This is a genomic window from Micromonospora sp. LOL_023 (assembly GCF_048060115.1).
GTDB lineage: Bacteria > Actinomycetota > Actinomycetes > Mycobacteriales > Micromonosporaceae > Micromonospora_E.
Map to the genome: position 1 here is coordinate 1 of NZ_JBHMIM010000076.1, position 25,001 is coordinate 25,001.

Genomic DNA, 25,001 nt, shown 5'->3' on the forward strand with positions numbered 1-25,001 from the left:
CGACCGACGAATCAAGATCAACAAGCCGTCAGGCATCCATGATCAACACTTAATGCAAGACCGAGGCTAGTGTCCCGTGATCCTGTTGTCTTGACATGATGTTGGTGTGGTTGGCTGTGCTTTATGGAGCTGACAGCGGATGAGCGGGTGGAGCTTCGGGCGTTGATCAACAGCGCTGAGGTGTCGGCTGCGGTCGGCACCCGGGCGCGGATCGTGTTGTGGCACGCCGACGGGCGGATGAAGAAGGACATCGCGGTGTTGGCTGGGGTATCGCGGCCGACGGTGGACCTGTGGCTCGGCCGCTACGCCACCGACGGCGCGGCGGGTCTGCTCAACCAGCCACCCGGCGGTTCCCGCGAACAGGTACCTGCCCGGATCCGGTCCCGGGTCCTCGCGCTGACCCGGATGACCCCGCCGACGGACACCGGCCTGTCGCACTGGTCCAGCCGTGAGATGGCCGCGTACGTCACCCGCACCGAGGGCGTGCCAGTCTCCCACCACTGGGTGGCCAAAGTCTGGCGCGAACACGGACTCAAACCCCACCGCTCCGGCACGTACAAGCTGTCCAGGGATCCGCGGTTCGCCGACAAGGTCGCCGACATCGTCGGCCTCTACCTCGACCCACCCGGTGGCGCGGTGGTCCTCAGCCTCGACGAGAAGACCCAGATCCAGGCACTCGACCGCACCCAGCCGCTGCTGCCCATCGAGTTCGACGCCACCGAACAGCGCACCCACGACTACGTCCGGCACGGCACCACCAACCTGTTCGCCGCGCTCAACGTCGCCACCGGCGAGGTCATCGGCGAGTGCCGGCCCTCGCGCGACGGCGCGGCGTTCCTGGCCTTCCTCCGCAAGGCCGTGGCCCCACACCGGGGACGCCAGGTCCACGTGGTGCTCGACAACCTGTCCACCCACACCACCCCCGACGTGCTCGCCTGGCTGGACGCCAACCCACACGTGCACTTCCACTTCACCCCGACCGGATCGAGTTGGATCAACCAGATCGAGATCTGGTTCGGGATCATCACCCGCCATTCGGCCGGTCCCGGCCCTCGGCCGAAAGTGCCGGTCGGTACAGCAGCAGCAGTTAGCGGACGTACCACGACAGACTTGGGAAGCGTGTTGGATTAGCACCCTCACGAATTCAAATCTCGTATCTTCCGCTCGCCGAGCAGTCTGAACGCTGGTGGCCGGTCCCGTACGGGACCGGCCACCAGCGTTCGTGGGCTTGGTCTCGGTTCAGCGTCCGACCCGGCCGCCCGGTCACGAGATCCAGGCACTCATGGGTGGCATCAGCCGTCAGCGCACCCAGACCATCGTCAACCGGCCAGACTTCCCGAAACCTTTCGATACGCTCACCGTCGGGCGAATCTGGGCACGCGAAGAGGTCGTCGCCTGGATCAAACAGAACCGACCGTTTCAAGAAGAAGCGCTTTAGCCGATTCCCGAAGTACGCGATCGGTAATGTGCTGAGATCAGGCAGCGATCGCCCAGCTGGACCAGCGCCATACGGGTCAACCACGGGCACGTCCGCAGCGGCGCGCACGATGATCCACAGCGCTCCAGCTGACCAGCCCTCGGCGTGTCGGGTCGAAGAGACGCTGTGGATCATGGCTGCTCGTTGAGCAGCCGCAGGGTCAGCGGGTCGACGCGCTGGGCGGGTCCGCCGCTTGATCATCTGGCGTCGACGAGACGCCGGGCGAGGGATCCGCCGGTGCCGACAGCTCCGCCGACGGAGGCGCATCGATCGCCGCTTCCGGGGGTGCCGAGGCCGGCGCGCTGGTCGGCGTCGACTCGGTCGGGGCCACGGGAGGCGCGGTGTCCGGTGCCTGGGTGTCGGTCGGCGACGGCGTGGGACTCGTCGGGCGTTCCGGCATCGGGACCGGTGACGAGTGGCCCGGCTCGATCGGTGTCTGGTAATGGCCGGACGAGGATGCGTTCACCACACCGATGCCGATCATCACGACCACGAGCACGGCCAGCCCACTACCGGCCGTCGCGGCGATCCGACGACGGCGGCGCGCCCGCCGGCCGGCCGCGATCAGGGACTGCGGTGTCAGCCGGTGCGGTGGCGCGCCGGTCGCCCGGATCTCGGCAAACGCCGAAGTCAGGTCGGACTCGTTCACCGGTCCCGCCCCCCTATCGCCACGTCGTCGGGCAGAAGTTCGCGCATCCGTTGCAGGCCACGGGCGCACTGGCTCTTGACTGTGCCGACCGAACAGCCCAACGCCTCGGCGGCCTCGGCCAGGCTCAGGTCCTCCCAGTACCGCAGCACCAACGCGGCCCGCTGTCGCCGTGGCACCCGGGACAGCGCCCACATGACCAACATGCGTTGCTCCGGAGCCGGCACCGAGTCGTCCGGTGCCTCCGGCGGCGCGCTGGTCAGCCGTTCCAGCTTCCGCCACAGTCTGCGTCGCTCGTTCAGATAGGTACGCGTGACGATCTTCCGTACGTAGGCGTTGATCGGCTCCGTCCGGTCGATGCGCTCTCAGGTCAGGTACAGGCGGACGAACGCGGTCTGTGCCAGGTCCTCCGCCTCGTGCCAGTCGCCGCAGAGCAGGTACGCGGTGAAGCGCACCTGCTCTGCGTGCGTCGCGACGTACTCGCTGAACCCGGCATCCTTGTCATGCGAACCGTTCGTCAACGGCAGCACTTCTCCTCAGGGACAGGGGGACCTGCGACGGATCCTGTCGCTACGGTTCCCCGACGCGGGACGCGGCCGGGCTACTTCGCGGGAGCGGCCGTCGGCGCCGCTGGCACCGGATCGGCAACGGGCGGAGCCGACACATCCACCGGCGGAGCCGGATCGGCCGTCGGCGCGATCGGCACGGCTGACTCATCCACCGGCGGCGCCGTGGCCGGAATTGCCACCGGCGGAGCCGGAACGGCCCTCGGCGCGATCGGTACATCCTCCGCCGGCCCTGGCGACGCGACCGGTGGGTTCTCCGGTACCGCCGTCGGCGCGATCGGCACATCCTCCGCCGGAGCCGCCGTGACGGCCGGTTTGGGCCCGCTCACCGGAGCGTCGGAGGACATCGCGGCGATCGCCGGCACAGCGTAGGCCAGCGCAGCCGCTACCCCCAGCAGCGCGAACACGACAGGCTTCTTCCTCAAGATGACCTCCTCGACGGTCGGACCGGCGGTTGCCGGCCCCTTCCACGCTTTCCCCACACCGGTCAGCTCCGGGAGGTTGCACTCCGGACACCACATTCGTCGAGATTCGTCGAGGAACGCGATCCGCAAGGTGGAAGACGTCGGCTGCGGCCACCCGGGGCTAGCGTCGAGACGTGCGGGTGTACGACATGGTGGTGCGCCAACGGCGAGAGCTGGCCGAGACGCTGGAACAGCTCACCCCCGAGCAGTTTCGGCAGCCGAGCCTGTGCGCGGGCTGGTCGATGCACGACATCGCCGCCCATCTGACGACGTACCTCAGATTTGGCCAGCTGAAGCTCTATCTCGGTATCGTCGCCACCGCCGCCGACATCGACCGGATCAACCTCACCCTCACCCGCTTGGCGGCGCGTCGGCCGACCGCCGAGCTGATCGAGACGCTGCACCGGCGGGCGGACGCGCGCACGACGATCCCCCGTTCCGGTTTCGACCCGGTGCTCACCGACGCCGTCCTGCATGACCTGGACATCCGGCTTCCGTTGGGGATCCGCCGCGAGGTTGTCGAGGAGCATCGCTGGGTGGCCTTCAACCATCTGGCGCGTAACCCGGCGTTGGGGTACTCGCGCGGGCCGCAGCTGACCCAGCTGGAGCTGGTCGCCACCGACGCTGGTTGGCGTTTCGGCAGCGGCGCTCCGGTGCGCGGCCCCGCCGAAGCGCTGCTGCTGACGATGAGCGGCGAACGTCCTGGTGAATCCGCCACCGGCCGACCGGCGGACCCGGTCGGCGGTGGCTCCGGCGATCACGCCCCGCTGAAGCGGGCGAGCGGCTCGACGAGTTCCCGTTCCTCGTAGGACAGGTGGGAGAGCAGGGTGTCGGTGAGCAGATCCACCGCCGCCTGCACCTCACCGATCCGGTCCGGTTCGCTGACCAGGGCGACCAACGCCCGGTCGACCCGTTCCAACACATCGTGGATGATCTTGTGCTCCTCGGCCAGTCGGTCGACCACTGGCACCAGTGCGGGGTCGGCGCGGCGCAGCTGCGGCAGCATGCTGATGTCCTCGATGGTGTGGTGGGTGGTGACCACCCGGCAGTACGACTCGCAGTAGGCGCCGAGTGTCCAGTTGTTCTGCCGCATCGTCATCGTGTTGATGTGCTCGCGGGCCGAGCCGGCACCGACCGTGCCGGCGGCGACCTGGCCGATCAGGTCCCACACCGTCCGCAACTCACTGCGCAAATGATCATGTACGTCGATCAGATGCTTGCCGGCCGCCCGCTGCGCGTCGCTGTACCGCAGCGACGGGTCCGGGGCGGGTGCGGTCGGCCGGGACGATTCGTCCCAGGGTCGCTCGTCGCTGAGCCGTACTCCGTCGTCCGGGGTCGGGGTGATGCCGGCGGCGGCCGCCGCTGCCGACGCTCCCGACGGGGCCACGCCGGACGCCGCAGCGACCGAGACCACCGCCTCCGACACCACGTCCGCAGACACCACGTCCTCGGCGGCAGCGCCCTCGGCGGCCACGGATCGACCGGCGGACACCAGGTCGCGGACGGCCGGCACCACCTCGGCGGCGTACCGCCGGATCATGTCCGGGTCGTCGCCGGTCAGGATGTATCCGCTGAACCCGTGCTCCAGCGTCAACTCGGCGAGCTGCCCGGCCCACTGGGCGGGGCTCCCGGTGAGGAAGCCGTCGCCGGTGCCGAACGAGCCGCTGATGTTGTAGAGCCGCCGGATCGCCGCCGGATCGCGTCCGGCCTGGCGGGCCGCGTCGTCGATGGCGGCGTTCATCGCCGGCAACTGCTCCGGCGGGGCGTACGGGCTGCTCGGCAGCCAGCCGTCGGCGAGTCGACCGGTGACCCCGAGCATCCGCTTCTTGTAGGCACCGAGCCAGATGCCGATGTCGTGTGCCGGCGCCGGGCCGGGGTGCGCGCCCCAGACCCGGTGGTGCGTGCCGTCGATCTTCACCGCGCCGCCGGTGACGTCCCAGATCGCTCGGATGATCGCGATCGCCTCCTCCAGCGCCTGCACGCTCTCGGCCGGCTTGAGCCGATCGCCGCCCATCGCGGCTATGGCGTCCCAGAAGGCGCCGGCGCCGAGGCCGAGTTCGACCCGGCCGCCGGTCAGCAGGTCGAGGGTGGCGGCGCTGCGGGCCAGCACGGCGGGTTGCCGCAGCGGCAGGTTGGCGACGTTCGGCGAGACCCGCACCCGGCTGGTGCTGGCCGCGATGACCGACAGCAGCGTCCAGGTGTCCAGGAACCGGGCCTGGTACGGATGGTCCTGCACGGTCACCAGGTCCAGCCCGACCTCCTCGGTGAGCTGCGCCAACGCCACGACCCGGTCGGCCTGCTCGGCGACTGGGGTGATGAACGTGCCGAACAGCAGATCGTGCCCGTAGTCGGTCATCTTCTCGCTCCTGTGGTGAGTCCTGTCGCGGTACCGCAGCAACCGGTTGGCGCCCCTCAAGATAGTCTGCAGATAAGACGATCGTCCTGTGAGCCTTTATACATCCAGGAAGATCGGCCGCCGGTACGGTGCCGGATAGACTCCAGGCATGTCCGACACCGTCGTGCCGCCACCTCCTGGTCCGGACCAGCACCCGACCAGCGATGACCTGGGCTGGTCACTGGGCGTCGTGTTCCGGGCCTTCGTGAAGGCGAGTTCGACGATCCTCGGCGACTTCCCCGGCGGGCCGCGCGGCCATCAGGTCCTGACAGCAGCGGTACGCGGTGCGCCGGAGAGTCAGATCGCGCTCGCCCGCCGGCTCGGGATCGACAAGACGGTGATGACCTACCTGATCGACGACCTGGAGCGCGCCGGGCTGGTCGAGCGCCGGCCAAACCCCGGCGACCGCCGCCACAAGCAGGTCGTCGTCACCGACCTCGGCCGCCAGGCATGGTCGAGCACCAGCGGACATCTCGAACATGCCGAGGAACACCTGCTCGGCCCGCTCGACCCGAACGACCGGGCGATCCTGCGATCGCTGCTGCATCGGCTCGCCACCCAGGCCCAACAACTCGATCCGGTCACGGACACCTGCCAGATCGTCGCGGACCTCAACGTCGGCACCGAGCAGGGCGGCAACTGAGACCACGGTCGAGACCACGACGGCCCGCGCAGCGAAAAGCCCGACAGGAATGATCATCCTGCCGGGCGTTTTGCCTGCTCAGTGGCGGTGGTGGCGGGATTTGAACCCGCGGAGGGCGTAAACCCTCACACGCTTTCGAGGCGTGCTCCTTAGGCCACTCGGACACACCACCGCCGAGAAGGGTACCCGAAGGGCCGGTAAGCCGTCGCGGCGGTATCCGCCCGGCCCCGACCTGTTGCCGGGCTCCCTGGCAGGATCATGGGCATGAGCACGCACATCGGAGCCAAGCCCGGCGACATCGCCGAGCGGGTCCTCATGCCGGGTGACCCGCTACGCGCCAAGTGGATCGCCGAGAACTTCCTCGAGGACGCCACCTGCTACTCGACCGTCCGCGGAATGCTCGGCTTCACCGGCCGGTACGCGGGCACCACCGTCTCGGTGCAGGGCTCCGGCATGGGCATGCCGTCGGCGTCGATCTACGCCCACGAGCTGATCAACGAGTACGGCGTGAATACGCTGATCCGGGTCGGCTCGTGTGGGGCGTTGACCGACGACCTGCAGTTGCGTGACGTGATCGCGGCCAACGGCTCCGCCACCGACTCCAACATGAACCGGGTGCGCTTCGCCGGGCTGGTCGACTACGCCCCGGTGGCCGACTTCGGGCTGCTGCGTACGGCGGTCGACGTGGCACAGCGGCACGGCGTCCAGATGCGGGTGGGCCCGGTGCTGGCGGCGGACGCGTTCTACACCGACCGCCCGGACCTGTTCGACACGCTGGCCGACTACGGGGTGCTGGCGGTCGAGATGGAGTCGGCGGCGCTCTACACGATCGCAGCCCGGTTCCGGGCCCGCGCGCTGACGATCCTCACCGTGAGCGACCACATCCGCACCGGAGCCAAGATGCCGGCCGAGGACCGCGAGCAGACCTTCAGCGAGATGGTACGGATCGCTCTGGACACCGTGGTCGCCTGAACCGGCGACCCGATGAGTCGGCGGTCGCCTGACCGCCGGCTCTGATCGGTCAGCGGAAGAAGGCCCGTAGCGCGGCGGCGCACTCGTCGGCGAGGACACCGCCGTACACCGCGGGTCGGTGGTTGAGTCGGCGGTCGCGCACCACGTCCCACAGGGAGCCGACCGCACCGGTCTTCGGCTCCCAGGCGCCGAACACCACGGTGGAGATGCGCGCCAGCACCAGTGCACCCGCGCACATCGTGCACGGTTCCAGGGTCACCACCAGGGTGCATCCGTCCAGCCGCCACTGCCCACGCCGGGCCGCCGCCCGACGCAGCGCGAGGATCTCGGCGTGGGCGGTCGGGTCACCGGTCGACTCGCGTTCGTTGCGGGCCGCCGCCAGTTCGACGCCCGCCGGGTCGTAGACCACCGCGCCGACCGGCACGTCGGCCGTGTCAAACGCATCGGCCGGTGACCCGCCGGCCGCCACCGACAGCGCGTGCCGCATCCACGCCTCGTGCCGTGGATCGCGATGACGCCTGGCCGCCGGCACGCCGGGCCCCGAACCGGTCACGCCTCCCGCAGCTCCTCGATCTCGTCACCACAGCCGAGGCTCTGGCAGATCTCGGCGGTCACGTCGGCGGGCAGCATGCCGTCGCGCGCGCACAGGGCCAGCAGGCGGCGGGCCGACAGCCCGAGGTCGGCCAGCAGGTCGGCGTCACCGACCGGCTCCGCGTCCGGGTCGGCGACCGGTTCCTCGTCGTCGTCGTTGGCTTCCTCGTCGGCGAGGGCGTCGACGTCGTCGAGGTCGTTCAGCGGGTCACCGGCCAGATATCCGCCGCCGCGGCTGGATGCCGGTGCCGTTGCTGCGGCCCGGGGCGCGCCGCCGGACGCACCGGCACCGACCGCGACCGGCTCAAGGTCGACTTCGACGGCCGGCGTACGGATGTCACCGACCAGGAGTGCCCCGAGCCGCGACTCGTCGGCGAAGGCGGCATCCGAGCTGAAGATCCGCAGATCCTCGCCCTCGTCGAGGCGCAGGATCACCAGGTAGCTGTCGTCGGACTCGACGAACAGCAGCGACACGGCCGCGTCCGGATCGACCTCCCGGAGCCGGTCGACCACCTCGTCGATGTCAGCGACCCCACCAAGGTCGAGTTCGGCGCCGGACCAACCGGCCGGGCCACGTACGGCAGCGGCAGCGAAATATGGCACGGTCCCCCCAATGGTCCCTGCGGTGACCTGGCGGCACCTGTTGAGCACCGCCGGTAACCGCCGATTCTGTCGTCAGGGTGACGGTATCGGGTCAGGTCGGTCGTTGACCCCACAACGCCCCGAACATCGGGACGATGTGTGCGCCGACTGGTCAGCTGACCAGTCGGCGGGCGATGATCAGCTCACGCAACCGCTGGCCCCGGACCTTGCGGGGTCGTTCCCTGTCGCGGGCGAGCTTCGTGCCGGCGAGCTCGGCGAGGATCTGCAGTCGGCGCCGGTTCCGCTCGGGATCGAGCCGATGCCCAATGTTGGCCATGGCGCTGAGATTGCCGACCGGCACCCCGTTCGTCAAGCCCTGAAATTGCCCGTCGCTGTCACCACAGTGGCCAACTACCGGAGGCTGCCCAATGTGTGGCGATCGCCACAGTGGCGATGCTCCAACCCGCAGACATCGCCAGGGCGATACCGGTGGCGACTCCCCGATCGCCGAGCCATGCCAGGATGACGGCGACCCCCCAGGCCACCGTCCCGGAACCCAGCGTGGCGAGGGCGTATCCCCGCAGATCCTGCCCCAGCAGTCCGGTCAACAGCAGCCACAACGCGGTGGCGAGCGCGCCGATGGCTATCGCGCCCGGTCGCACCGGATGCGGTTCCCGGTAGGTCGGGCGCGGCGGCGGCATCGGCGGCGGCGCGGGCAGCGGGTGGAACATCGGCGGCGGCGGTGGCCAGTCGATCGGGCGGTCCCGCATCTGGTCGGTCCTTCCCGTACGCCGCTGAACGTTTCACCGGCAAGCGTACCGACGATGGCTGCCCGGTCCCGCTGTTGCCCGGTATGGCAGAGTCACCGCGTGCAGGTGGCGGTGATCGGGCTGGGGCTGATCGGTGGTTCCGCGCTGCGCGCGTTCGCCACCGCCGGGCACCGGGTGTTCGGGTACGACGCGGACCCGGCGACCAGGGCGACGGCACGTACGGCGGCCGCGCGGGCGGCGGCGGGTGCCCGCTGGCAGGTCGCTCCGACGGTACGCGACGCGGTCGCCGGCGCGGACCTGGTGCTGCTGGCGGTGCCGTTGCCGGCGGTGGGCCAGGTGCTCGACGAGATCGCCGCGGTGGGCTACTCCGGTCTGGTCACCGACGTCACCTCGGTCAAGGAGCCGGTGCTGCGGCTCGTCGACCGGCACCTGCACCGCCAACACGACCGTACGGCCGGGTTCGTCGGCGGTCATCCGATGGCCGGTCGGGAAACCTCCGGGTTCACCGCCGCCGATCCGGACCTGTTCGCCGGATGTTCCTGGGTGCTGTGCCTGGAGCCGCAGGCCACCGCGATCAGCGACTGGTTGGCGATGGCGTCGGTGGTGACCGGGCTCGGCTCCCGGGTGGTGCCGGCCACCGCTCAGGAGCACGATCGGGCGGTCGCCGCGATCAGTCACGTACCGCATCTGCTGGCCTCGGCGCTCGCCGCCACCGCCGCGACGAATCCGCTGGCCTGGTCGCTGGCCGCCGGATCGTTCCGGGACGGCACCCGGGTCGCGGCCAGCCGTCCCGAACTGGTGGCGGCGATGTGCGGCGGCAACGCCACCGCCGTGCGGGCGGCACTGGACGAGGTGCTGGCCGCGCTCGCGGGGGCGCGGGCGGCACTGGACGACACCGCGCCGATTTCGACGTTGGTGCCCTGGCTGACCACCGGCAGCGCGGCCCGGACCGGCTGGCCGCCGCAGCCCGGCAAGCCGCTGGAGTTGCCGGCCCGACCGGATGCGCTGCTGCGGCTGGGCCGGGCCGGTGGGTGGGTCACCGCGGTCGCCGCCGACCGACGTACTGTCACCGCGGTCCGACCGGCACCGGTCGACCCGGCCAGGTAGCCGACCGGGCGTGCGGTCACCGCGCTCCGACCGACGCGCGGTGGCCCTCAGATCCGCTCGCCACGGTCCAACCGGATCACCCGTCGGTCGGTGACGACGACGGTGACCAGGTCGGCCGGTGTCACGTCGAACGCGGGATTCACCGCCTCGGTGCCGGCCGGTGTGCTGCGGGTGCCGGCGAATCCGACGACCTCGGCCGAGCCCCGGTCCTCGATCTCGACGTCGGTCCCGGCGGCGGTGTCCCGATCGACTGTCGACTCGGGTGCTACGACGACGAACGGCAGCCCGGCCCGGTGCGCGCCGAGCGCGTGCGCGTACGTCCCGATCTTGTTGATCGTGTCACCGTTGGCGCAGATCCGGTCGGCGCCGACGATCACCGCGTCGATCAGGCCCCGGGCCATCAGGAACGGGCCGGCTCCGTCGACCGCCACCCGGAAGTCCACGCCCAGCCGGGTCAGTTCCCAGGCGGTCAACCGCGCGCCCTGCAGCAGTGGCCGGGTTTCGCTGGCGATCACAGCGCCGAGCGCGCCTCGGCGGTGGAGCTCGGCGACCACGCCGAGTGCGGTACCGCCGGCGACGGTGGCGAGCGCGCCGGTGTTGCAGTGGGTCAGCAGTCGGGGCTGTGGCGGGCAGAGCTCGCCGAGCAGGTCGGCACCGAGCCGGGCCATCGCCGTGGCGGCCGTCTGCTCCTCGTCCAGCAGGGCGACCGCCTCGGCGAGCACGGCCGGTGCGCCGTCCGGGATCCGGGCGGCGGCGCGGTCGACGCCGCGCGCGAGGTTGACCGCGGTGGGGCGGGCGGCGCGTAGCCGGCCGATGGCGTCGGCCAGCGCGGACCCGTCGTCGGCGTGCAGCCGGGCGGCGAGCGCCACGCCGAGCGCGCCGGCCACCCCGATGGCTGGCGCACCCCGTACGGCGAGCGACTGGATCGCCGCGATCACCTCGTCGACGGTGGACAGCCGCAGCACGGTGGTGCGGTCGGGCAGTGCGGTCTGGTCGATGATCTCGACGGCGTCGTCGACCCAGTCGATGGTGCGCATGGCGATGACCCTAACGGTGTCCCACGATCACCGACAGGTGCGGCGAAACTCGTTCCCGGCACCTAAGGTGACCAAGGTGAGCGCTGCCCGGGATCCGATCGCCGACCTGCGTCGTATCGCGTTCCTGCTCGAACGCGCCAACGAGGCGACCTATCGGGTACGGGCGTTCCGGTCGGCCGCCGGGGCACTCGCCGGGCTGCCGGTCGACGAGGTGACCACCCGGGCGGCCGCCGGCACCCTGACCGAGCTGACCGGGGTCGGCGAGGTGACCGCCCGGTGTGTGGCCGAGTCACTGGCCGGCGAGGAGCCGGTCTACCTGCGGCGGCTGCTGGCCACCGAGGGCACCGATCTGGACGCGGCCGCGACGGCGCTACGGGCCGCGCTGCGCGGTGACTGCCACACCCACTCGGACTGGTCCGACGGCGGCTCGCCGATCGAGGAGATGGCGTTGGCCGCGGTGGAGCTCGGTCACGAGTACCTGGTGCTGACCGACCACTCGCCCCGGCTCACCGTCGCACGTGGCTTGACCGCTGCCCGGCTGCGTCGCCAGCTGGACCACGTCGCGGCCGTGAACGCGGCGCTGCCCGAGGGTTTCCGGATCCTCACCGGCATCGAGGTGGACATCCTGCCCGATGGTTCGCTCGACCAGTCCGACGATCTGCTCGACCGCCTCGACGTGGTGGTCGGGTCGGTGCACAGCAACCTGCGCGACGATCGGGCCCGGATGACCCGACGGATGCTGGCCGCTGTCGCGAACCCACGGCTGGACATCCTGGGCCACTGCACCGGCCGGATGGTGACCTCCCGGCCGGCCGGCGTCACCGGCCCGGGTGACCGCGGGCACCGGGCCCGCTCCCGTCCGCCGAGCGACTTCGACGCGCAGGCGGTCTTCGCCGCGTGTGCCGAGCACGGCAAGGCCGTCGAGATCAACTCCCGGCCTGAGCGGCAGGACCCGCCGAAGCGGCTGATCCGGCTAGCGGTGGAGACCGGTTGTCTGTTCGCCATCGACACCGACGCGCACGCTCCCGGCCAGCTCGACTGGCAGAGCTTCGGGTGTGCCCGGGCCGCGCTCTGCGGGGTCGAGCCCGACCGGGTCGTCAACACCTGGTCGGCGCGGCGGCTGGTCGACTGGGCCGCGTCGCATCAGGCCGCCGCGCCGTAGCCGGGGCAGCCGCACGCCCTGCGCGACGGCCACCCCGGCCAGCACGATCAGCGCCCCGACCGGCTGGTGCCAGCGCAGCCGTTCATCGAGCAGCAGCACGCCGACGGCCACCGCGACGACCGGCACGAGATAGGTGACGCTGGCGGCGGCGCTCGCCCCGGCCAGCCGGATGTTGCGCAGGTGGATGACGAAGGCGACCCCGGTGCCGAGGGCGCCGAGCGCCAACACGGCGCCGATCACCTGCGGGGACAGCTGGGTGGGTGCCGGCGGCGCGCCGGCCACCAGCGGGGCGACGATCATCAACTGCCCGGTGGCCAGGATCAGCTGCGCGGCGGTGAGTGCGACACCGCTCTCCGACCGGCCGGCGACGAACCGCTTCTGGTACGGGATGGCGGCACCGTAGCAGGCGGCCGCGCCGAGACACATCAACTGCCCGGTGAGTTGTGCCCCGCCCACGCCCTGCCAGGCACCGAGCACCACCACCACGCCGACGAAGCCCAGGACGGTGCCGGCGAGCCGGCGGGCCGTCATCCGCTCGGTGCGGAACACCAGCACCGCGAACGGCAGGACGATCAGCGGGGTGGTGGCGTTCCAGATGCCGGCGAGCAGCGACGGTATCCGCTGCTCGCCGTACCCGAACAGGGTGAACGGCAGGGCGACCCCGACCGCCGCGACGACCGACAGGTGCAGCCAGAGCCGGGGGTCTGCGGGCAGTCGGTCGCCCAGCAACGGCAGCACCACCAGAATGGTCAGCGCGCCGGCGGCGACCCGGCCGAGGGTCACGTAGAGCGGGTGCAGCTCGGCGACGCCTACCTTGATGAGCAGAAAGCTGGATCCCCAGATCACCGCGAGCAGGAGAAACCCCGGCAACCAGGCACTGGCGGCCGGACCGAGGACCCGACTGTCAGGACCGCTTGTGGTTTTCACCCCTGACACTCTGCCCTGCCGGTGCGACAAGATCGAGGGAACGCCGCGTAGTGTCATCCGCCATGGGACGTGTTGATGACATCAGCGACCGCTATGTCGATCAGTGGGCGCGGTTGAACCCCATCGGCGCCACCTACGTCGGCATCGCCGGATACGACAACCAGCTCGACGATCTGTCACCCGACGGGTACGCGCAGCGCGCCACGCTGACCCGCGACACGCTGCGGGAGCTGGACGTCGCCGAGCCGCAGACCGAGGCGGAGCGCGTCGCCCGCGACGCCATGGCCGAGCGGCTCGGGCTTGAGTTGGCCCGCTATGACGCCGGCGAGGAGACCAGCGAGCTCAGCGTCATCACCAGCGCCCTGCACCAACTGCGTCAGGTGTTCGACCTGATGCCGACGGAGGGCACCGAGGCGGTGGCCAACATCGCCACCCGGCTGGACCGGTACCCACAGGCCCTCGATCAGGTCCGGGCCACCCTGCTGGACGCCGCCACGGCCGGACACGTCGCGCCCCGGGCGCAGATGCTCAAGGTGGCCGACCAGTGTGACGTCTGGACCGATCCGAACGCCGACGACTTCTTCCACGGCCTGGCCGGGCGGCTGACCGCGCCGGCCACCCTCGCCGCCGATCTGCGTCGGTCGGCGGCGGCGGCGACCGCGGCGACCGTCGCGTTCGGCCGGTTTCTGCGCACCGAGCTGGCACCGCTCGGCCGGGCCACCGAAGCTGCCGGGCGGGACCGCTACGAGCTCGCCTCCCAGTACTTCCTGGGTGCCCGGATAGACCTGATGGAGACGTACGCCTGGGGCTTCTTCGAGCTGGACCGCATCGAGCAGGAGATGCGTCGGGTGGCCGCCGAGATCGCCGGACACGGCGCCCGGGTCGACGAGGCCGTCCACCTGCTGGACACGGACCCGGCCCGGACCATCGCCGGCAGCGACGCCTTCCGCGACTGGATGCAGACGCTGGCGGATCGGACCGTCGACGACCTGCACGGCACCCACTTCGACATCCCGGAGCAGGTCCGGCGGATCGAATGCTGCCTGGCACCGACCAGTGACGGCAGCATCTACTACACCGGGCCGAGTGAGGACTTCTCCCGGCCGGGCCGGATGTGGTGGGCGGTGCCCCACGGGTTGACCGAGTTCTCCACCTGGCGTGAGGTGACCACGGTCTACCACGAGGGCGTACCCGGCCATCACCTGCAGATCGCGCAGACGCAGGTCCGGGCCGACCTGCTCAACCGCTGGCAACGACTGCTCTGCTGGTGCTCCGGCCACGGCGAGGGCTGGGCGTTGTACGCCGAGCGGCTGATGGACGAGCTGGGCTACCTGGCCGACCCCGGTGACCGGCTCGGGATGCTCGACGGGCAGGCGCTACGCGCGGCCCGGGTGATCGTCGACATCGGCATGCATCTGGAGCTGACCATCCCGCCGAACTCGTTCGACTTCCATCCGGGCCAACGGTGGACCCCCGAGCTGGGGTGGGAGTTCCTGCGGGCGCACTGCCGGGTGCCGGACGAGATCCTCCGCTTCGAGCTGGACCGCTACCTGGGTTGGCCGGGGCAGGCCCCCGCGTACAAGGTGGGGGAACGGATCTGGCTGCAGGCCCGCGCCGACGCGCAGGCGCGCAAGGGTGCCGACTTCGACCTCAAGGAATTTCACCGTACGGCGCTCGACCTCGGTGTGCTGGGTCTGGATCCGTTGCGTTCGGCGTTGGCCCGCCTCTGAGCACCACCCGGGCGGACCGGCTGATCCGGTCCGGCGGTCGCGGTGCACCGGGCACGCGGCGGTCGGGACTCGGCCGGCCAGTCGGGCCGCGGCCAGCCGGCCTGACGCGGACAGTCAGTCTGGCAGCCGCAGCGCCGCCCAGACCGCCTTGCCGTCGGACAGGCCGGCATACCCCCAGTCACTGGCCAACGCCTCGACGATGGCCAGCCCGCGACCTCGACCACGGAGGTCGCCGTGCCCGCTTCGGCCGGCGGGTCTCGGCAGCTCCGGCACCCGGTCCCGGACGCTGATCCGGATCGCTCCGGCCAGCCGGGTGGTGGTGATGTCCAGCTCAGTGCGGGCGTGCTCGACCGCGTTGCTGACCAGTTCGGAACCGATCACCATCGCCTCGTCGACCAGGGCACCCAGTTGCCACGAACGGCACGCCTCGTCGACCAGCCGGCGGGCCCGACCGGGTGAGTACGAGATCGGCGTCAGGTACTCGTGCCAGCGGTACGGCGATCTCGGTGCCGCCTCGACGAGCTTGACCGCGTCGGACACCGTCTCCTGCACACTCACCAGGTCGCTGATGCTTCGTCTGGCCAACTGCCCGGTCAGTGAGTCCGGGCGGGCACACAGATGCATGGCGGGCCGATGTCCAGCACCGGCACCTTGCAGAATGGCGAAGACCCGCAGGCCGATCGGGCTGGCGACGGTCACGTCGTCGAGCTCCACGATCAGGCCGAGGGGCTCCTCGATCAGACATCGTCTGAGCACTGGGGCGAGGCGCACCAGCTCGGTGTCGGTCAGGGCGCCAGCGAGCCGCACCTGGGTGATGCCGCTGGTGAAGTCACGGGCCACCTGCCAGGTGAGCGCGTTCACCCCGGCTGCCCCGGGCCGACAGTTCCACCGTAGACAGTTCCGGGGCGGTCGACCGGCGGGACCCCGAGCAATGTCGCGACCCCGGTCACCCGCAGCACCCGGGCGACGATCGGCCGGGGGTCGCGCACGATCAGGATCTGCCCTCGGGCGGCGGCCGCGTGATGCGCGTCGACCAGTTCCTTGACCGCACTGGAGTCGATCAGCGTCACCGCAGCGAGGTTGACGATGATCCAGTCGGCGTCGGCCGGGTGAACGGCATCGACGGCCGCGCAGAGTTCACCTGAGGCGGCCATGTCCAGCTCACCAGAGGCCTCGACCACGCAGTGCCGGGCTTCGGACGGTGACGCCCGGATCTCGTGCATGCTGCTCTCCGTCTGGCGGGTCGCGTCTCCGACCGTTGCCACACCGAGGTGCGGCCGGGGTGGGCTGCTCGAAGGGGCCAGCCTACGCGACAGCGACGGCCGCTCGTGGGGCGGACCGAACGCCCCGACCAGAGATAGCGGAAATCCTAGTTCACCGCTACCCGTAGTAGTAAAACATTGACTCACTTTAATCTCATTGGTTAGGCTTCTGATCGCCGTGGGACCAGCATTCCGCACCCAGGAGGAGTCCCCATGCCCCTGTCCATCCGTCTACCCGAGGTCACCATGACGGCGTTCCGTGTGGTCCTCGGCCTGCTGTTCGCGCTGCACGGCGCCGCGACCCTGTTCGGTGTCTTCGGCGGGCACCGTGGCAGCGGTGAGGCCGCCACCATCGGCGCTTGGCCCAGCTGGTGGGCTGCCCTGATCCAGTTCGTCGGTGGCCTGCTGGTCCTCACCGGACTCGGCACCCGGGCGGCGGCCGTCATCTGCTCCGGCTCGATGGCGTACGCGTACTTCGTGGTCCACCAGCCCAGCGCGCTGCTCCCGCTGAACAACGGCGGCGAACTCGCCGCCCTGTTCTGCTGGTCGTTCCTGCTCGTCGCGGCGGTCGGACCCGGTCGCTACTCGCTCGACGCCCTGCTCCACCGGCGCCGGGAGGCCGCGCTGGCCCCGGAGCCGGCCACCGTCTGACTCGACCACCAGCCGGCTGTCGCCACGACGGACAGACGCCACGGCCCGGCAGACCACAAGGTCTGCCGGGCCGTGGCGGTCATCGCCGTCGCGGAGCCGGTCGGCTCACAGCTTGGGCCCTCGCGGAGCCCGCAGGCTCACAGCTTGGCGCACTGCCCGGAGGCCGGACCCTGCACCGTGTTGACCCGGTCCTCGTCGACCGGCTTCGGGCTGTTGCCCTGGCAGTGGATCGGGCCACGGATCGTGTTCCCGGCCACCACCACCGGCAGCTCGTCGTGCTTGTTGTTGACCAGGCTGACCGGACCGGAGATGTCGGCGCCGTCCAGGCGCAGACCGCCATCGCCACCGGTGACCTCCAGCGGGCCCCGGATGGTGACCCCGGTCAGGGTGACCGCCCCGGACGTCCGCAACAGCGCCAGCGGTCCGGCGAAGGTGGTGCCGGTGAAGCTCAGCGACGCCGGCCGGTTCGCGGTGAGCGGACCGTTGATCGTGCCGTCGGCGGTGATGAACGTCGCACCGGGGCGGACCGTGACCGGACCGTTGACCGTGGCCGCTTCCAGGCAGTAGGTCATGCCGGCCTTGACGATCAACGCACCGTCGTGGGTACCGGTGACCGTCATGTCGCAGGTGGGCTCCGGCTGCCCGACCGCCGACCGCGACGCGGTGTCCGCGCTGATCGGCGAATTCGCCGCGAAGTACGCGACCAGCATGGTCAGGTCGTTGTCGCCGGTGGTCATGGTGTCCGTGCCGGCGGCCAGGGTGGTGAAGTTGTCACCGCCTGCGGCGAGGAACGAGTTGATCGAGACCCGGTAGGTGCCGCTCGACGAGACCGGCTGCCCGTTCAGGCTCATCGAGGTGATCCGCTCACCTTGCGCCGCGCCCGGGTCGTAGGTGTAGAAGAAGCCCTTCGACACGCCCAGCCACAGCACCGGTCGGGACGCCCCGGCCGGCTGCCACTGCTGCTCCAGCACCTCCTTGAGCTGCGCACCGGTGTAGCTGCGGGTCACCACGTCATTGGCGAACGGCTGGGTTGAGAACGCCTCCGAGTAGGTGATCACACCGTCCTCGCCGTACAGCAGATCGGCGCGAAGGCCGCCCGGGTTCATGAAGGCGATCTGCGCACCACCACGCCCCGGCTCCCGGGTGCCGGCCAGTTGCACGTCGGCGATGAAGTTGCCCAGCACCGACTCCTTGCCCCGGTCCTCGTTGCCGCCGGTGTACGCCCGACGGATGTCCCCGGTGATCGAGCCCAGCGGCTGCTGCCCGAGGATGTCGGCCTGCACCTTGGCCTCGGCGACGATCACCGCGACCTCCTCGTTGACCGGCGTACCGACCACGTCGATCAGCTCGACGGTGTCGGCGCTGATCTCGCCGGAGGCGGCGTCGACCTGCAGCACCACCCGGCCGATCTTCTTGCCGTAATCCTCGGCCTGCACGATCGGGCGGGTCTCGTCGGTGCCGGGCACCGGCACCTCGAAGGCGTAGGGCTGGTGGGTGTGGCCGCTGAAGATGACGTCGATCTCCGGCACCGTACGGGTGAACGGGCCGAACACCGGGTCGCTCATCAGCGCCTCGGGCGAGTTGATGTTCTGCGTGGCGGCGCCCTCGTGGGTGAGCAGCACCACCACGTCGGCCTCGCCGTTGCTCTCGTCGCCGTCCTTGAGTTCGACGGCGACCAGGTTGGCCTCGACGGCGGCCGGCCGGAAGGTGATCCCGGCGATACCGTCGGGGCTGACCATCGCGGCGGTCTGCTCGGTCACCACGCCGATGTAGCCGACGCGGATCCCGCCGATCTCCTGCACGTGGTACGCCGGCAACGCCCGCTCGTCGCCCCGGTACACGTTGGCACCCAACTGCGGGAAGTCCGACCGTGGGATGACCCGGTCGGTGAGGTCGGTCATGCCCTTGTCGAACTCGTGGTTGCCGACCGCCGAGACGTCCAGCCCGGCGGCGTTGAGCGCATCCAGCGTCGGATTGTCGTCGGCGATCGCCGAGACGAACGTCGACGCGCCGATGTTGTCACCGGCGGAGACGAACACGGTGTTGGGGTTGGTCGCCCGGTACTGGTCGATCAGCCCGGCGACCTGCGCCGCGCCGCCGACCGGCTGCCCGTTCGACGTACCCACCGACTCGAGTCGGCCGTGGAAGTCGTTGATCCCCAGTAGTTGCAGCTCGACCGGCGCGGCAGCGCCGGTGGCCAGCCCGATCACCATCGGGTTGTGGTCACTGGCCCGGTACGGGCCCGGCTCGAAGAACGCCGGGAACCCGTCGTACTGGAAGGCGTACGACTCGACCGCGTTGATCTGCCAGACGTCGGCGCCGGTGACCCGGGCCGCCAGCGACGGCGTGGCCAGCGCGTGGTCCAGCGAGCCCGACTCGCCACCGAAGACGTAGGTGCTGCGGCCGGTGTCGTTGAGGTTGACGTAGTCGGCGCTGTAGAGGACCTGCATCGGGTCCTCCTGGGTGTACGAGTTGAAGTCGCCGAGAAGCAGCACGTCATCGCTGCCGGTGGCGTCGGTCAACTCGGTCACGAAATCGACCAACGCGGCTGCCTGACGGGTCCGGTCACCGTTGAAGGCACCCTGGCCGTCGCCAGCATCGGCGTTGTCGCCGACCGCCGAGGCCGAGGAGCTCTTGGACTTGAGGTGGTTGACCACCACGCTGAAGGTCAGCTCACCGGCGGTGAACGACTGGGCGATCGGCTCACGGGCGTTGAACCAGACCGTCTCGTCGTCGACCGAACGCGACGGACCGGCCGGAGTCACCGCGCCCGGCTTGAAGATGATCGCGTTGCTGATGAAGTCCTGCTGAGCTGCGCCCGGCAGATCCGCCGGGGAACGGACGTAGTCCCAGGTGCCGGCCCCCTCAGCGGCGTTCAACGCGGCGACCAGCCGGATGAGCGCCTTGGCCGGGTCCTCCGGTGCGAAACGCACCGAGTTCTCGATCTCCTGCAGGCCGACCACGTGCGCGTCCAGGGCGGTGATCGCCGAGACGATCTTCGCTTCCTGCTTGGCGAGAGCGGCCTCGTCGACCGCGCCCCGGGCGTCGCCACCGAAGTGGACGAAGTAGTTCAGCACGTTGAAGCTGGCCACCCGGATGTCGCCGCCGACCGCGGCCGGGGCGGCGGTACGCGGGTTGGTCACCTTGAAAGTGGTCCGCTCGACGGCCGGGGTCTGCGCGTCGACCGGCAGCGTCGGCTGCAGGCGCCACTCGTCGAAGCCGTACGACAGCACGCTGGGGCCGAACGCCTCCACCGAGTCGCCGACACGCAGCGGCTGGGTCGGCGAGACGTACGGCGGGGCGAGCCCGGCAGTCGCCAGGTTCGTGGTCCGTCCGTCGTCGACCAGGATCCGGTTGAGCCGGTTCGCGGCGGCGATCTGCTGGGCCTGTGCGCTGCCCGGGGCGGCCAGGTCGGTCGGGATGGCCGCCGGGGCGTCACCGGCGGTCAGCACGACCTCGCCGTACCGGTTGGTGTTGTAGACCTCGGCGACGGCGTAGGCGCCGACCGGGGCGACCAGCATCGACTCGACCGACTCGCGCGCGGCGGCGTCCAGCGGCAGGGCCACCGGCACTGGAGCGGGCAGCGGGTTGGCCTGGTCGCAGATCTGCACGCCGGTCTTGCCCGCGATGGCGACCTGGGTGAGTCCGAAGTACTCGCTGGCGGTGCCGCTGACCCGGATCCGGTCGCCGATGGTGACCGCCGGGTGGTTGACTGCGCTGCTGGTCAGATAGACGAAGATACCGTCGCTGGCGGTGCCGGCAACGACCTCGCGGGCCCCGCCGGTCCCCGGTGTCTGCAGGTAGACGCCGTTGTAGCCGCCGACGCGGTGGTCGGCGGTGACGATGCCCTCGATGGTCACCGCGGTGCCGGCCAGCGGCGTGGTGTCGCCGCCGCCCTGCACCTGGGCGATGCTGTGCGTCACCGCGACGTCGCAACCCAGCTCGGGGTCGGGGTCCGGATCCGGATCGACACCGCCGGCACCGTTGCGGACGCCGAACGTGTTGGTGGCCGGGGCCTGCCAGGCACCGGCGATCTTCTGCAGAGAGTGCCCGGCTGGTGTGTTGGCGGTCTCGGCGACGCCGATGTCGATACTGGTCTGGCCGTCCGCCGGGCCACCGACCGCGGTGAGGGCACCTTCGTAGCTGAGAAACTCGACCACGGCACCGTTGGGGTCGACCAGTGCGATGCCGTCCGGGGATCCGTTCTGGACGCCGTCGGTGGGGTACTCGGCGACGGTCACCCCGGCGGCCGGGACAGCTCCGCTGAGCGTACGGGTGCCGTAGACCGCGCCGTTGGCGCCGTTGTAGAGGACGATCTGCCAGCCGGTCAGGTCGAAGTCGACCGGGGCCTCGATCTCGATCGCCTCACCGCTGTCGGTGCCGGCGTTGTCATAGTGAATTTCGCTGATGAAGGGGTCACCGGCCGCGGGTGCGGCAACGGCCATGGTGCCACCGGTGACACTGAGTGCACCGGCTCCCACGATCGCGGTGATGAGTTTCCAGGCAGCTATGCGTCTGTGCTGGCGCATGTATGTGTTCCTCCGGTCAGAGGGTGAGTCCAGTAAATCTAGGAGACGCGGGTTTCGAAGCACAGACGGCCCGGGGTGGACCAGCTAAACATTCAGGCCGCGTTACCTGATCGTGACGGCGGCCGGCCGAGCCCTCGGTCCGGGACACCGAGCGTTCATCTGCACGCCGCTCAGCAGCCGCCTTCACGTTCGCCGGCGGTCCCGGTCCGCTGCATACGGTCCCGATGCCAGTGACCGGCTGTCCAGCACCGTCCGTCGAATCCGCACGGCCCAATGCCGGGCGCGGATGCACCGTGGACCGGCCGGCCGCTTCGACCGAGCGAGGATCGACATGTCAATCGACCATGACAGCCACATCCACACCGACCCGGACGACATCAGTTCGAACACCTCAGGAAACCGGCCATTCCACGAGGTGATGGCGGCCCGGGCCGGCCGACGCGAGGTGGTACGCGGTGGCACCGTGGTCGCCGCCGCGGCCTTCCTCGGGCTGGCCGGTGCCGTCGGCACCACCGACCCGGCCGCCGCTGGCGGCAAGGGTGGCGGCCACGGCCACTGGCCCGGCAAGAAGCCACTCATCGGCTTCACCTCGGTGGCACCGAGCACCGAGGACCGGATCACCGTGCCGCCGGGTTACACCGCCCAGGTACTGATCCCCTGGGGCACCCCGCTGCACCGCAAGGGCCCGGCCTGGCGCTCCGACGCGTCGAACACCGCCGCCGAGCAGGCGCAGCAGGTCGGCAGCCACCACGACGGGATGCACTTCTTCCCGCTCGGCAAGGGACCGCTGGGCAACCGCCGTGGCCTGCTGGTGCTCAACCACGAGTACATCGACCGCACCATGCACTACACCGACGGCGACGCGGTGATGACCATGGAGAAGGTCGACAAAGGGCTGGCCGGGCACGGTGTAACCGTCATCGAGGTCGAGCAGGCCGGTGGCAAGTGGCGCCACGTCGACTCGAAGTTCAACCGACGGGTCACCGGCACCACCCCGGTGGCGTTCTCCGGCCCGGTCTCCGCCAGGCACCCGGCGCTGCAGGCGAACAACCCCGCGATGGGTACGTTGAACAACTGCTCGCACGGGTTCACCCCGTGGGGCACCTACGTCGCCTGTGAGGAGAACTGGAACGGCTACTTCGGGACGGAGGACCCCGCCTGGACCCCAACGGTGGAGCAGGCCCGCTACGGGGTCAACGCGGCCGGTTTCGGCTACCGCTGGCACCTGGCCGACCCGCGCTTCGACGTGGCCGGCAACCCCAACGAGTTGAACCGCTTCGGATGGCTGGTCGAGATCGACCCGATGAACCCGAGGTCGACCCCGGTGAAGCGGACCGCGCTCGGCCGGTTCAAGCACGAGGGTGCCACCTTCTGGGAGTCCAGGGGCCGGGTCGTCGTCTACTCCGGTGACGACCAGGATGGCGACTACCTCTACAAGTTCGTCGGTGACCGACCGTGGCGGATGTACCGGGCACTGGGCCGCAGTCCGCTCGACCACGGCACCCTCTACGTCGCCCGCTTCGACGACGACGGCAGGGGCCGCTGGTTGCCCCTGGCCTTTGGCAGAGGGCCACTGACCCGGGCCAACGGTTGGCGTGACCAGGCCGATGTGCTGCTGCGTACCCGGCAGGCGGCGGACGCGGTCGGCGCGACGCCGCTGGACCGCCCGGAGTGGGTGTCGGTCAACCCGAAGAACAACGACGTCTACCTGACGCTGACCAATGGCTCCGGCCGGCCCGGCGAGGTCAACCCGCGCACCCCGAACCCGTACGGGCACATCGTCCGGTGGCGCGAGCGCGGCGGCGACAACACTGCCACCAGCTTCGACTGGGACATCTTCGTGCTGGCCGGGGACCCGGCGTACGACCCGCAGGTGCGGTTGGACGAGTCGAACATCTTCGGCTCACCGGACGGCATCTGGTTCGACGGTGACGGCCGGCTGTGGATCCAGACCGACATCTCCAACTCCACCCAGAACCGGGCGGACCGTGGCCACGAGAATCTCGGCAACAACGCCATGCTGGCCGCCGATCCGACGACGGGTGAGATCCGCCGGTTCCTGGTCGGTCCGCGTGGCGCGGAGATCACCGGGGTGGTCACCACGCCCGATCAGCGGACCATGTTCATCAACGTCCAGCACCCCGGCGAGTCGACGACCTTCTGGGGTACGCCGACTCCGGAGAACCCGCGCGCGGTCAGCAACTGGCCCGACTTCGACCCAGCCGGCCGCCCTCGCTCGGCGACCGTGGTGATCCGCAAGGTGGACGGCGGCGTCATCGGCACCTGACCTGTCTCCTGCATCGAACAGCCAACCGGTGCGAGCCCGCAGTACGGGCTCAGGCAGCCGCGGTCGTCTCGCCGGACGGCCGCGGCTCCTGTGGCGTTCGCGTCGACTCCACCGCACCCCGGTCTGGGTGTTCACCGACGACTCAGCGCCCCGCTGGCCGGGATCACCCGTCCAGGTCGCGCTTGACCCGGTGCAGGATATCTTGAGTACGGGCGGGGAGCTCGGCCTCTACGCAGAGCCGCTCCATGGCGGCGGCGTAGTGGTCGATGTCCTCCCGCTTGTCCAGATAGATCGCGCTGGTCAACTGCTCGATGTAGATGATGTCGGGCAGCTCCTGGTCGGCGAAGCGCAGGATGGTGAAGGCGCCGCCGGCGGCGGCGTGCCCGCCGGCGTCGAACGGGACGATCTGCAGGCGTACGTTGGGCAGCTTGGTCGCTTCGATCAGCCCGTCGAGTTGGCCCCGCATGACCTCGACGCCGCCGATCGGCCGGCGCAGCACCGCCTCGTCGATGACCGCCCAGAGGTTCGGTGCCTGCGGCCGGCGGAGCAGTTCCTGGCGCTCCATCCGCAACTCGACGCGACGCTCGACCTCGTCGGCGGGAGCATGGCTGTGCCCGAGCAGGACGACGGCGCGGGCGTAGTCGGGGGTCTGCAGCAGCCCGGGTACGAACTGGACCTCGTAGCTGCGGATCATCTTGGCGGCGGCTTCCAGGCCGAGGTAGGACTGGAACCAGCTCGGCAGGATGTCGCCGTAGCGGTGCCACCAGCCGGGGGTGTTGGCCTCGCGGGCCAGGCCCAGCAGCGCGGTTCGCTCCCGTGAGTCGGTCACGCCGTAGAGGGTGAGCAGGTCGGTCACGTCCCGCTCCTTGAAGCCGACGCGGCCGAGCTCCATCCGGCTGATCTTCGACTCGGAGGCTCGGATGTGCCAGCCTGCGGCTTCCCGACTCACGCCCCGGCCTTCGCGCAGCCGCCGCAGTTGGGCACCGAGGAGCATCCGCAGCACGGTCGGGCCGGTTGCCGACCCGCCGTCTGGTTGGGCCGTCGTCGTCACCCGCCAACCTCCGGACACTCTCAAGTCGCACGGCAGCTTCTCCAGGCGAGTAAGCATGCCATGACTCGAGAGTGATCACTAAGTGCTTCAGTTCGTAAGTCCTTCGGGGGTTGACGGTCCGGGGTTTGGATGTGGCCAGTCGCTGATGGGAC

At 70.3% G+C, this 25,001-nt stretch carries 23 protein-coding genes, 1 tRNA gene and 1 pseudogene; 10 read left to right on the forward strand and 15 right to left on the reverse strand.

The genetic code is table 11. The annotated features are described in order from the left end of the window. The first annotated feature begins 123 nt into the window (after positions 1-123). A complete protein-coding gene (locus ACFHVL_RS27830; protein ID WP_416631435.1) occupies positions 124-1,131 on the forward strand; it encodes an IS630 family transposase in 1,008 nt (335 codons plus the stop codon). 151 nt (positions 1,132-1,282) lie between these two features. Next, on the forward strand, positions 1,283-1,438 hold the full coding sequence (locus ACFHVL_RS27835; RefSeq protein WP_416631436.1) for a hypothetical protein: 156 nt from the start codon (positions 1,283-1,285) through the stop codon (positions 1,436-1,438). A 199-nt stretch (positions 1,439-1,637) separates the two neighbouring features. Here the strand turns inward: ACFHVL_RS27835 and ACFHVL_RS27840 are convergent, their stop codons facing one another. From ACFHVL_RS27840 to ACFHVL_RS27850, 3 genes are read right to left on the reverse strand one after another with little or no spacing between them, the layout of a single operon-like run. Beyond that, positions 1,638-2,126: a hypothetical protein gene (locus ACFHVL_RS27840; RefSeq protein WP_416631437.1), complete on the reverse strand. Its 489-nt coding sequence runs from the start codon at positions 2,124-2,126 to the stop codon at positions 1,638-1,640. Further along, complete coding sequence (locus tag ACFHVL_RS27845; RefSeq protein WP_416631460.1) at positions 2,123-2,482, reverse strand: sigma-70 family RNA polymerase sigma factor; 360 nt, start codon at positions 2,480-2,482, stop codon at positions 2,123-2,125. Before ACFHVL_RS27845 ends, ACFHVL_RS27840 begins: the two co-directional genes overlap by 4 nt. Positions 2,483-2,488: 6 nt before the next feature. Further along, positions 2,489-2,644 carry a sigma factor gene (locus ACFHVL_RS27850; protein WP_416631439.1) on the reverse strand — a complete coding sequence of 52 codons (156 nt, stop codon included), beginning with the start codon at positions 2,642-2,644 and terminating at the stop codon, positions 2,489-2,491. Positions 2,645-3,287: 643 nt separating this feature from the next. Here ACFHVL_RS27850 and ACFHVL_RS27855 point away from each other — a divergent pair. Next, positions 3,288-3,962: a maleylpyruvate isomerase family mycothiol-dependent enzyme gene (locus tag ACFHVL_RS27855; protein ID WP_416631440.1), complete on the forward strand. Its 675-nt coding sequence runs from the start codon at positions 3,288-3,290 to the stop codon at positions 3,960-3,962. Here ACFHVL_RS27855 and ACFHVL_RS27860 read toward each other — a convergent pair. After that, on the reverse strand, positions 3,911-5,509 hold the full coding sequence (locus ACFHVL_RS27860) for an LLM class flavin-dependent oxidoreductase (RefSeq protein WP_416631441.1): 1,599 nt from the start codon (positions 5,507-5,509) through the stop codon (positions 3,911-3,913). The genes ACFHVL_RS27855 and ACFHVL_RS27860 overlap by 52 nt on opposite strands. Before the next feature lie 148 nt (positions 5,510-5,657). Here ACFHVL_RS27860 and ACFHVL_RS27865 point away from each other — a divergent pair, with 148 nt between their 5' ends. Beyond that, positions 5,658-6,191 (forward strand): MarR family winged helix-turn-helix transcriptional regulator, encoded by a 534-nt coding sequence (locus ACFHVL_RS27865; RefSeq protein WP_416631442.1) that lies wholly within the window; start codon positions 5,658-5,660, stop codon positions 6,189-6,191. An 82-nt stretch (positions 6,192-6,273) separates the two neighbouring features. Here ACFHVL_RS27865 and ACFHVL_RS27870 read toward each other — a convergent pair. Continuing rightward, positions 6,274-6,363: transfer RNA gene (locus tag ACFHVL_RS27870), tRNA-Ser, on the reverse strand. Positions 6,364-6,455: 92 nt separating this feature from the next. On the opposite strand from ACFHVL_RS27870, the gene deoD reads away from it, so the two are divergent. Beyond that, positions 6,456-7,163, forward strand: coding sequence for a purine-nucleoside phosphorylase (gene deoD, locus ACFHVL_RS27875; RefSeq protein ID WP_416631443.1), 708 nt, complete (start codon positions 6,456-6,458; stop codon positions 7,161-7,163). Between the two features lie 49 nt (positions 7,164-7,212). Here the strand turns inward: deoD and ACFHVL_RS27880 are convergent, their stop codons facing one another. From ACFHVL_RS27880 to ACFHVL_RS27895, 4 genes are all read right to left on the reverse strand, one after another. Then, complete coding sequence (locus tag ACFHVL_RS27880; protein ID WP_416631444.1) at positions 7,213-7,650, reverse strand: nucleoside deaminase; 438 nt, start codon at positions 7,648-7,650, stop codon at positions 7,213-7,215. A gap of 62 nt (positions 7,651-7,712) precedes the next feature. Continuing rightward, positions 7,713-8,357, reverse strand: a complete 645-nt coding sequence (locus ACFHVL_RS27885; protein WP_416631445.1) for a tRNA adenosine deaminase-associated protein — start codon at positions 8,355-8,357, stop codon at positions 7,713-7,715. Positions 8,358-8,508: 151 nt separating this feature from the next. Continuing rightward, positions 8,509-8,673, reverse strand: coding sequence for a hypothetical protein (locus ACFHVL_RS27890; RefSeq protein ID WP_416631446.1), 165 nt, complete (start codon positions 8,671-8,673; stop codon positions 8,509-8,511). A gap of 58 nt (positions 8,674-8,731) precedes the next feature. Beyond that, positions 8,732-9,106, reverse strand: coding sequence for a hypothetical protein (locus ACFHVL_RS27895; RefSeq protein WP_416631447.1), 375 nt, complete (start codon positions 9,104-9,106; stop codon positions 8,732-8,734). 99 nt (positions 9,107-9,205) lie between these two features. Here ACFHVL_RS27895 and ACFHVL_RS27900 point away from each other — a divergent pair, with 99 nt between their 5' ends. Continuing rightward, positions 9,206-10,213 carry a prephenate dehydrogenase gene (locus tag ACFHVL_RS27900; protein ID WP_416631448.1) on the forward strand — a complete coding sequence of 336 codons (1,008 nt, stop codon included), beginning with the start codon at positions 9,206-9,208 and terminating at the stop codon, positions 10,211-10,213. Positions 10,214-10,260: 47 nt separating this feature from the next. On the opposite strand, the gene mtnA is transcribed toward ACFHVL_RS27900, so the two are convergent. Beyond that, positions 10,261-11,250: an S-methyl-5-thioribose-1-phosphate isomerase gene (gene mtnA, locus ACFHVL_RS27905; RefSeq protein WP_416631449.1), complete on the reverse strand. Its 990-nt coding sequence runs from the start codon at positions 11,248-11,250 to the stop codon at positions 10,261-10,263. A 76-nt stretch (positions 11,251-11,326) separates the two neighbouring features. Here mtnA and ACFHVL_RS27910 point away from each other — a divergent pair, with 76 nt between their 5' ends. Next, entirely contained in the window at positions 11,327-12,412 is a 1,086-nt protein-coding gene (locus tag ACFHVL_RS27910) for a PHP domain-containing protein (protein ID WP_416631450.1), read from the forward strand. Here ACFHVL_RS27910 and ACFHVL_RS27915 read toward each other — a convergent pair. Then, a pseudogene (locus ACFHVL_RS27915) lies at positions 12,407-13,339 on the reverse strand (DMT family transporter); the annotation flags it as partial. The gene ACFHVL_RS27910 and the pseudogene ACFHVL_RS27915 overlap by 6 nt on opposite strands. A 62-nt stretch (positions 13,340-13,401) precedes the next feature. Here ACFHVL_RS27915 and ACFHVL_RS27920 point away from each other — a divergent pair. Next, on the forward strand, positions 13,402-15,069 hold the full coding sequence (locus tag ACFHVL_RS27920) for a DUF885 domain-containing protein (protein WP_416631451.1): 1,668 nt from the start codon (positions 13,402-13,404) through the stop codon (positions 15,067-15,069). Between the two features lie 114 nt (positions 15,070-15,183). On the opposite strand, the gene ACFHVL_RS27925 is transcribed toward ACFHVL_RS27920, so the two are convergent. Both ACFHVL_RS27925 and ACFHVL_RS27930 read right to left on the reverse strand, forming a co-directional pair. Then, positions 15,184-15,930 (reverse strand): ATP-binding protein, encoded by a 747-nt coding sequence (locus tag ACFHVL_RS27925; RefSeq protein WP_416631452.1) that lies wholly within the window; start codon positions 15,928-15,930, stop codon positions 15,184-15,186. After that, positions 15,927-16,292 carry an STAS domain-containing protein gene (locus ACFHVL_RS27930; protein WP_416631453.1) on the reverse strand — a complete coding sequence of 122 codons (366 nt, stop codon included), beginning with the start codon at positions 16,290-16,292 and terminating at the stop codon, positions 15,927-15,929. The genes ACFHVL_RS27925 and ACFHVL_RS27930 overlap by 4 nt, the downstream gene beginning before the upstream one ends. A gap of 252 nt (positions 16,293-16,544) precedes the next feature. On the opposite strand from ACFHVL_RS27930, the gene ACFHVL_RS27935 reads away from it, so the two are divergent. Further along, positions 16,545-16,982 carry a DoxX family protein gene (locus ACFHVL_RS27935; RefSeq protein ID WP_416631455.1) on the forward strand — a complete coding sequence of 146 codons (438 nt, stop codon included), beginning with the start codon at positions 16,545-16,547 and terminating at the stop codon, positions 16,980-16,982. Positions 16,983-17,119: 137 nt separating this feature from the next. On the opposite strand, the gene ACFHVL_RS27940 is transcribed toward ACFHVL_RS27935, so the two are convergent. Continuing rightward, positions 17,120-21,511: an ExeM/NucH family extracellular endonuclease gene (locus ACFHVL_RS27940; RefSeq protein WP_416631457.1), complete on the reverse strand. Its 4,392-nt coding sequence runs from the start codon at positions 21,509-21,511 to the stop codon at positions 17,120-17,122. Positions 21,512-21,842: 331 nt separating this feature from the next. Between ACFHVL_RS27940 and ACFHVL_RS27945 the strand changes: the two genes are divergently transcribed. Then, entirely contained in the window at positions 21,843-23,798 is a 1,956-nt protein-coding gene (locus tag ACFHVL_RS27945; protein WP_416631459.1) for a PhoX family protein, read from the forward strand. A gap of 163 nt (positions 23,799-23,961) precedes the next feature. On the opposite strand, the gene ACFHVL_RS27950 is transcribed toward ACFHVL_RS27945, so the two are convergent. Further along, positions 23,962-24,792 carry a helix-turn-helix domain-containing protein gene (locus ACFHVL_RS27950; protein WP_416631461.1) on the reverse strand — a complete coding sequence of 277 codons (831 nt, stop codon included), beginning with the start codon at positions 24,790-24,792 and terminating at the stop codon, positions 23,962-23,964. Positions 24,793-25,001 lie beyond the last annotated feature (209 nt).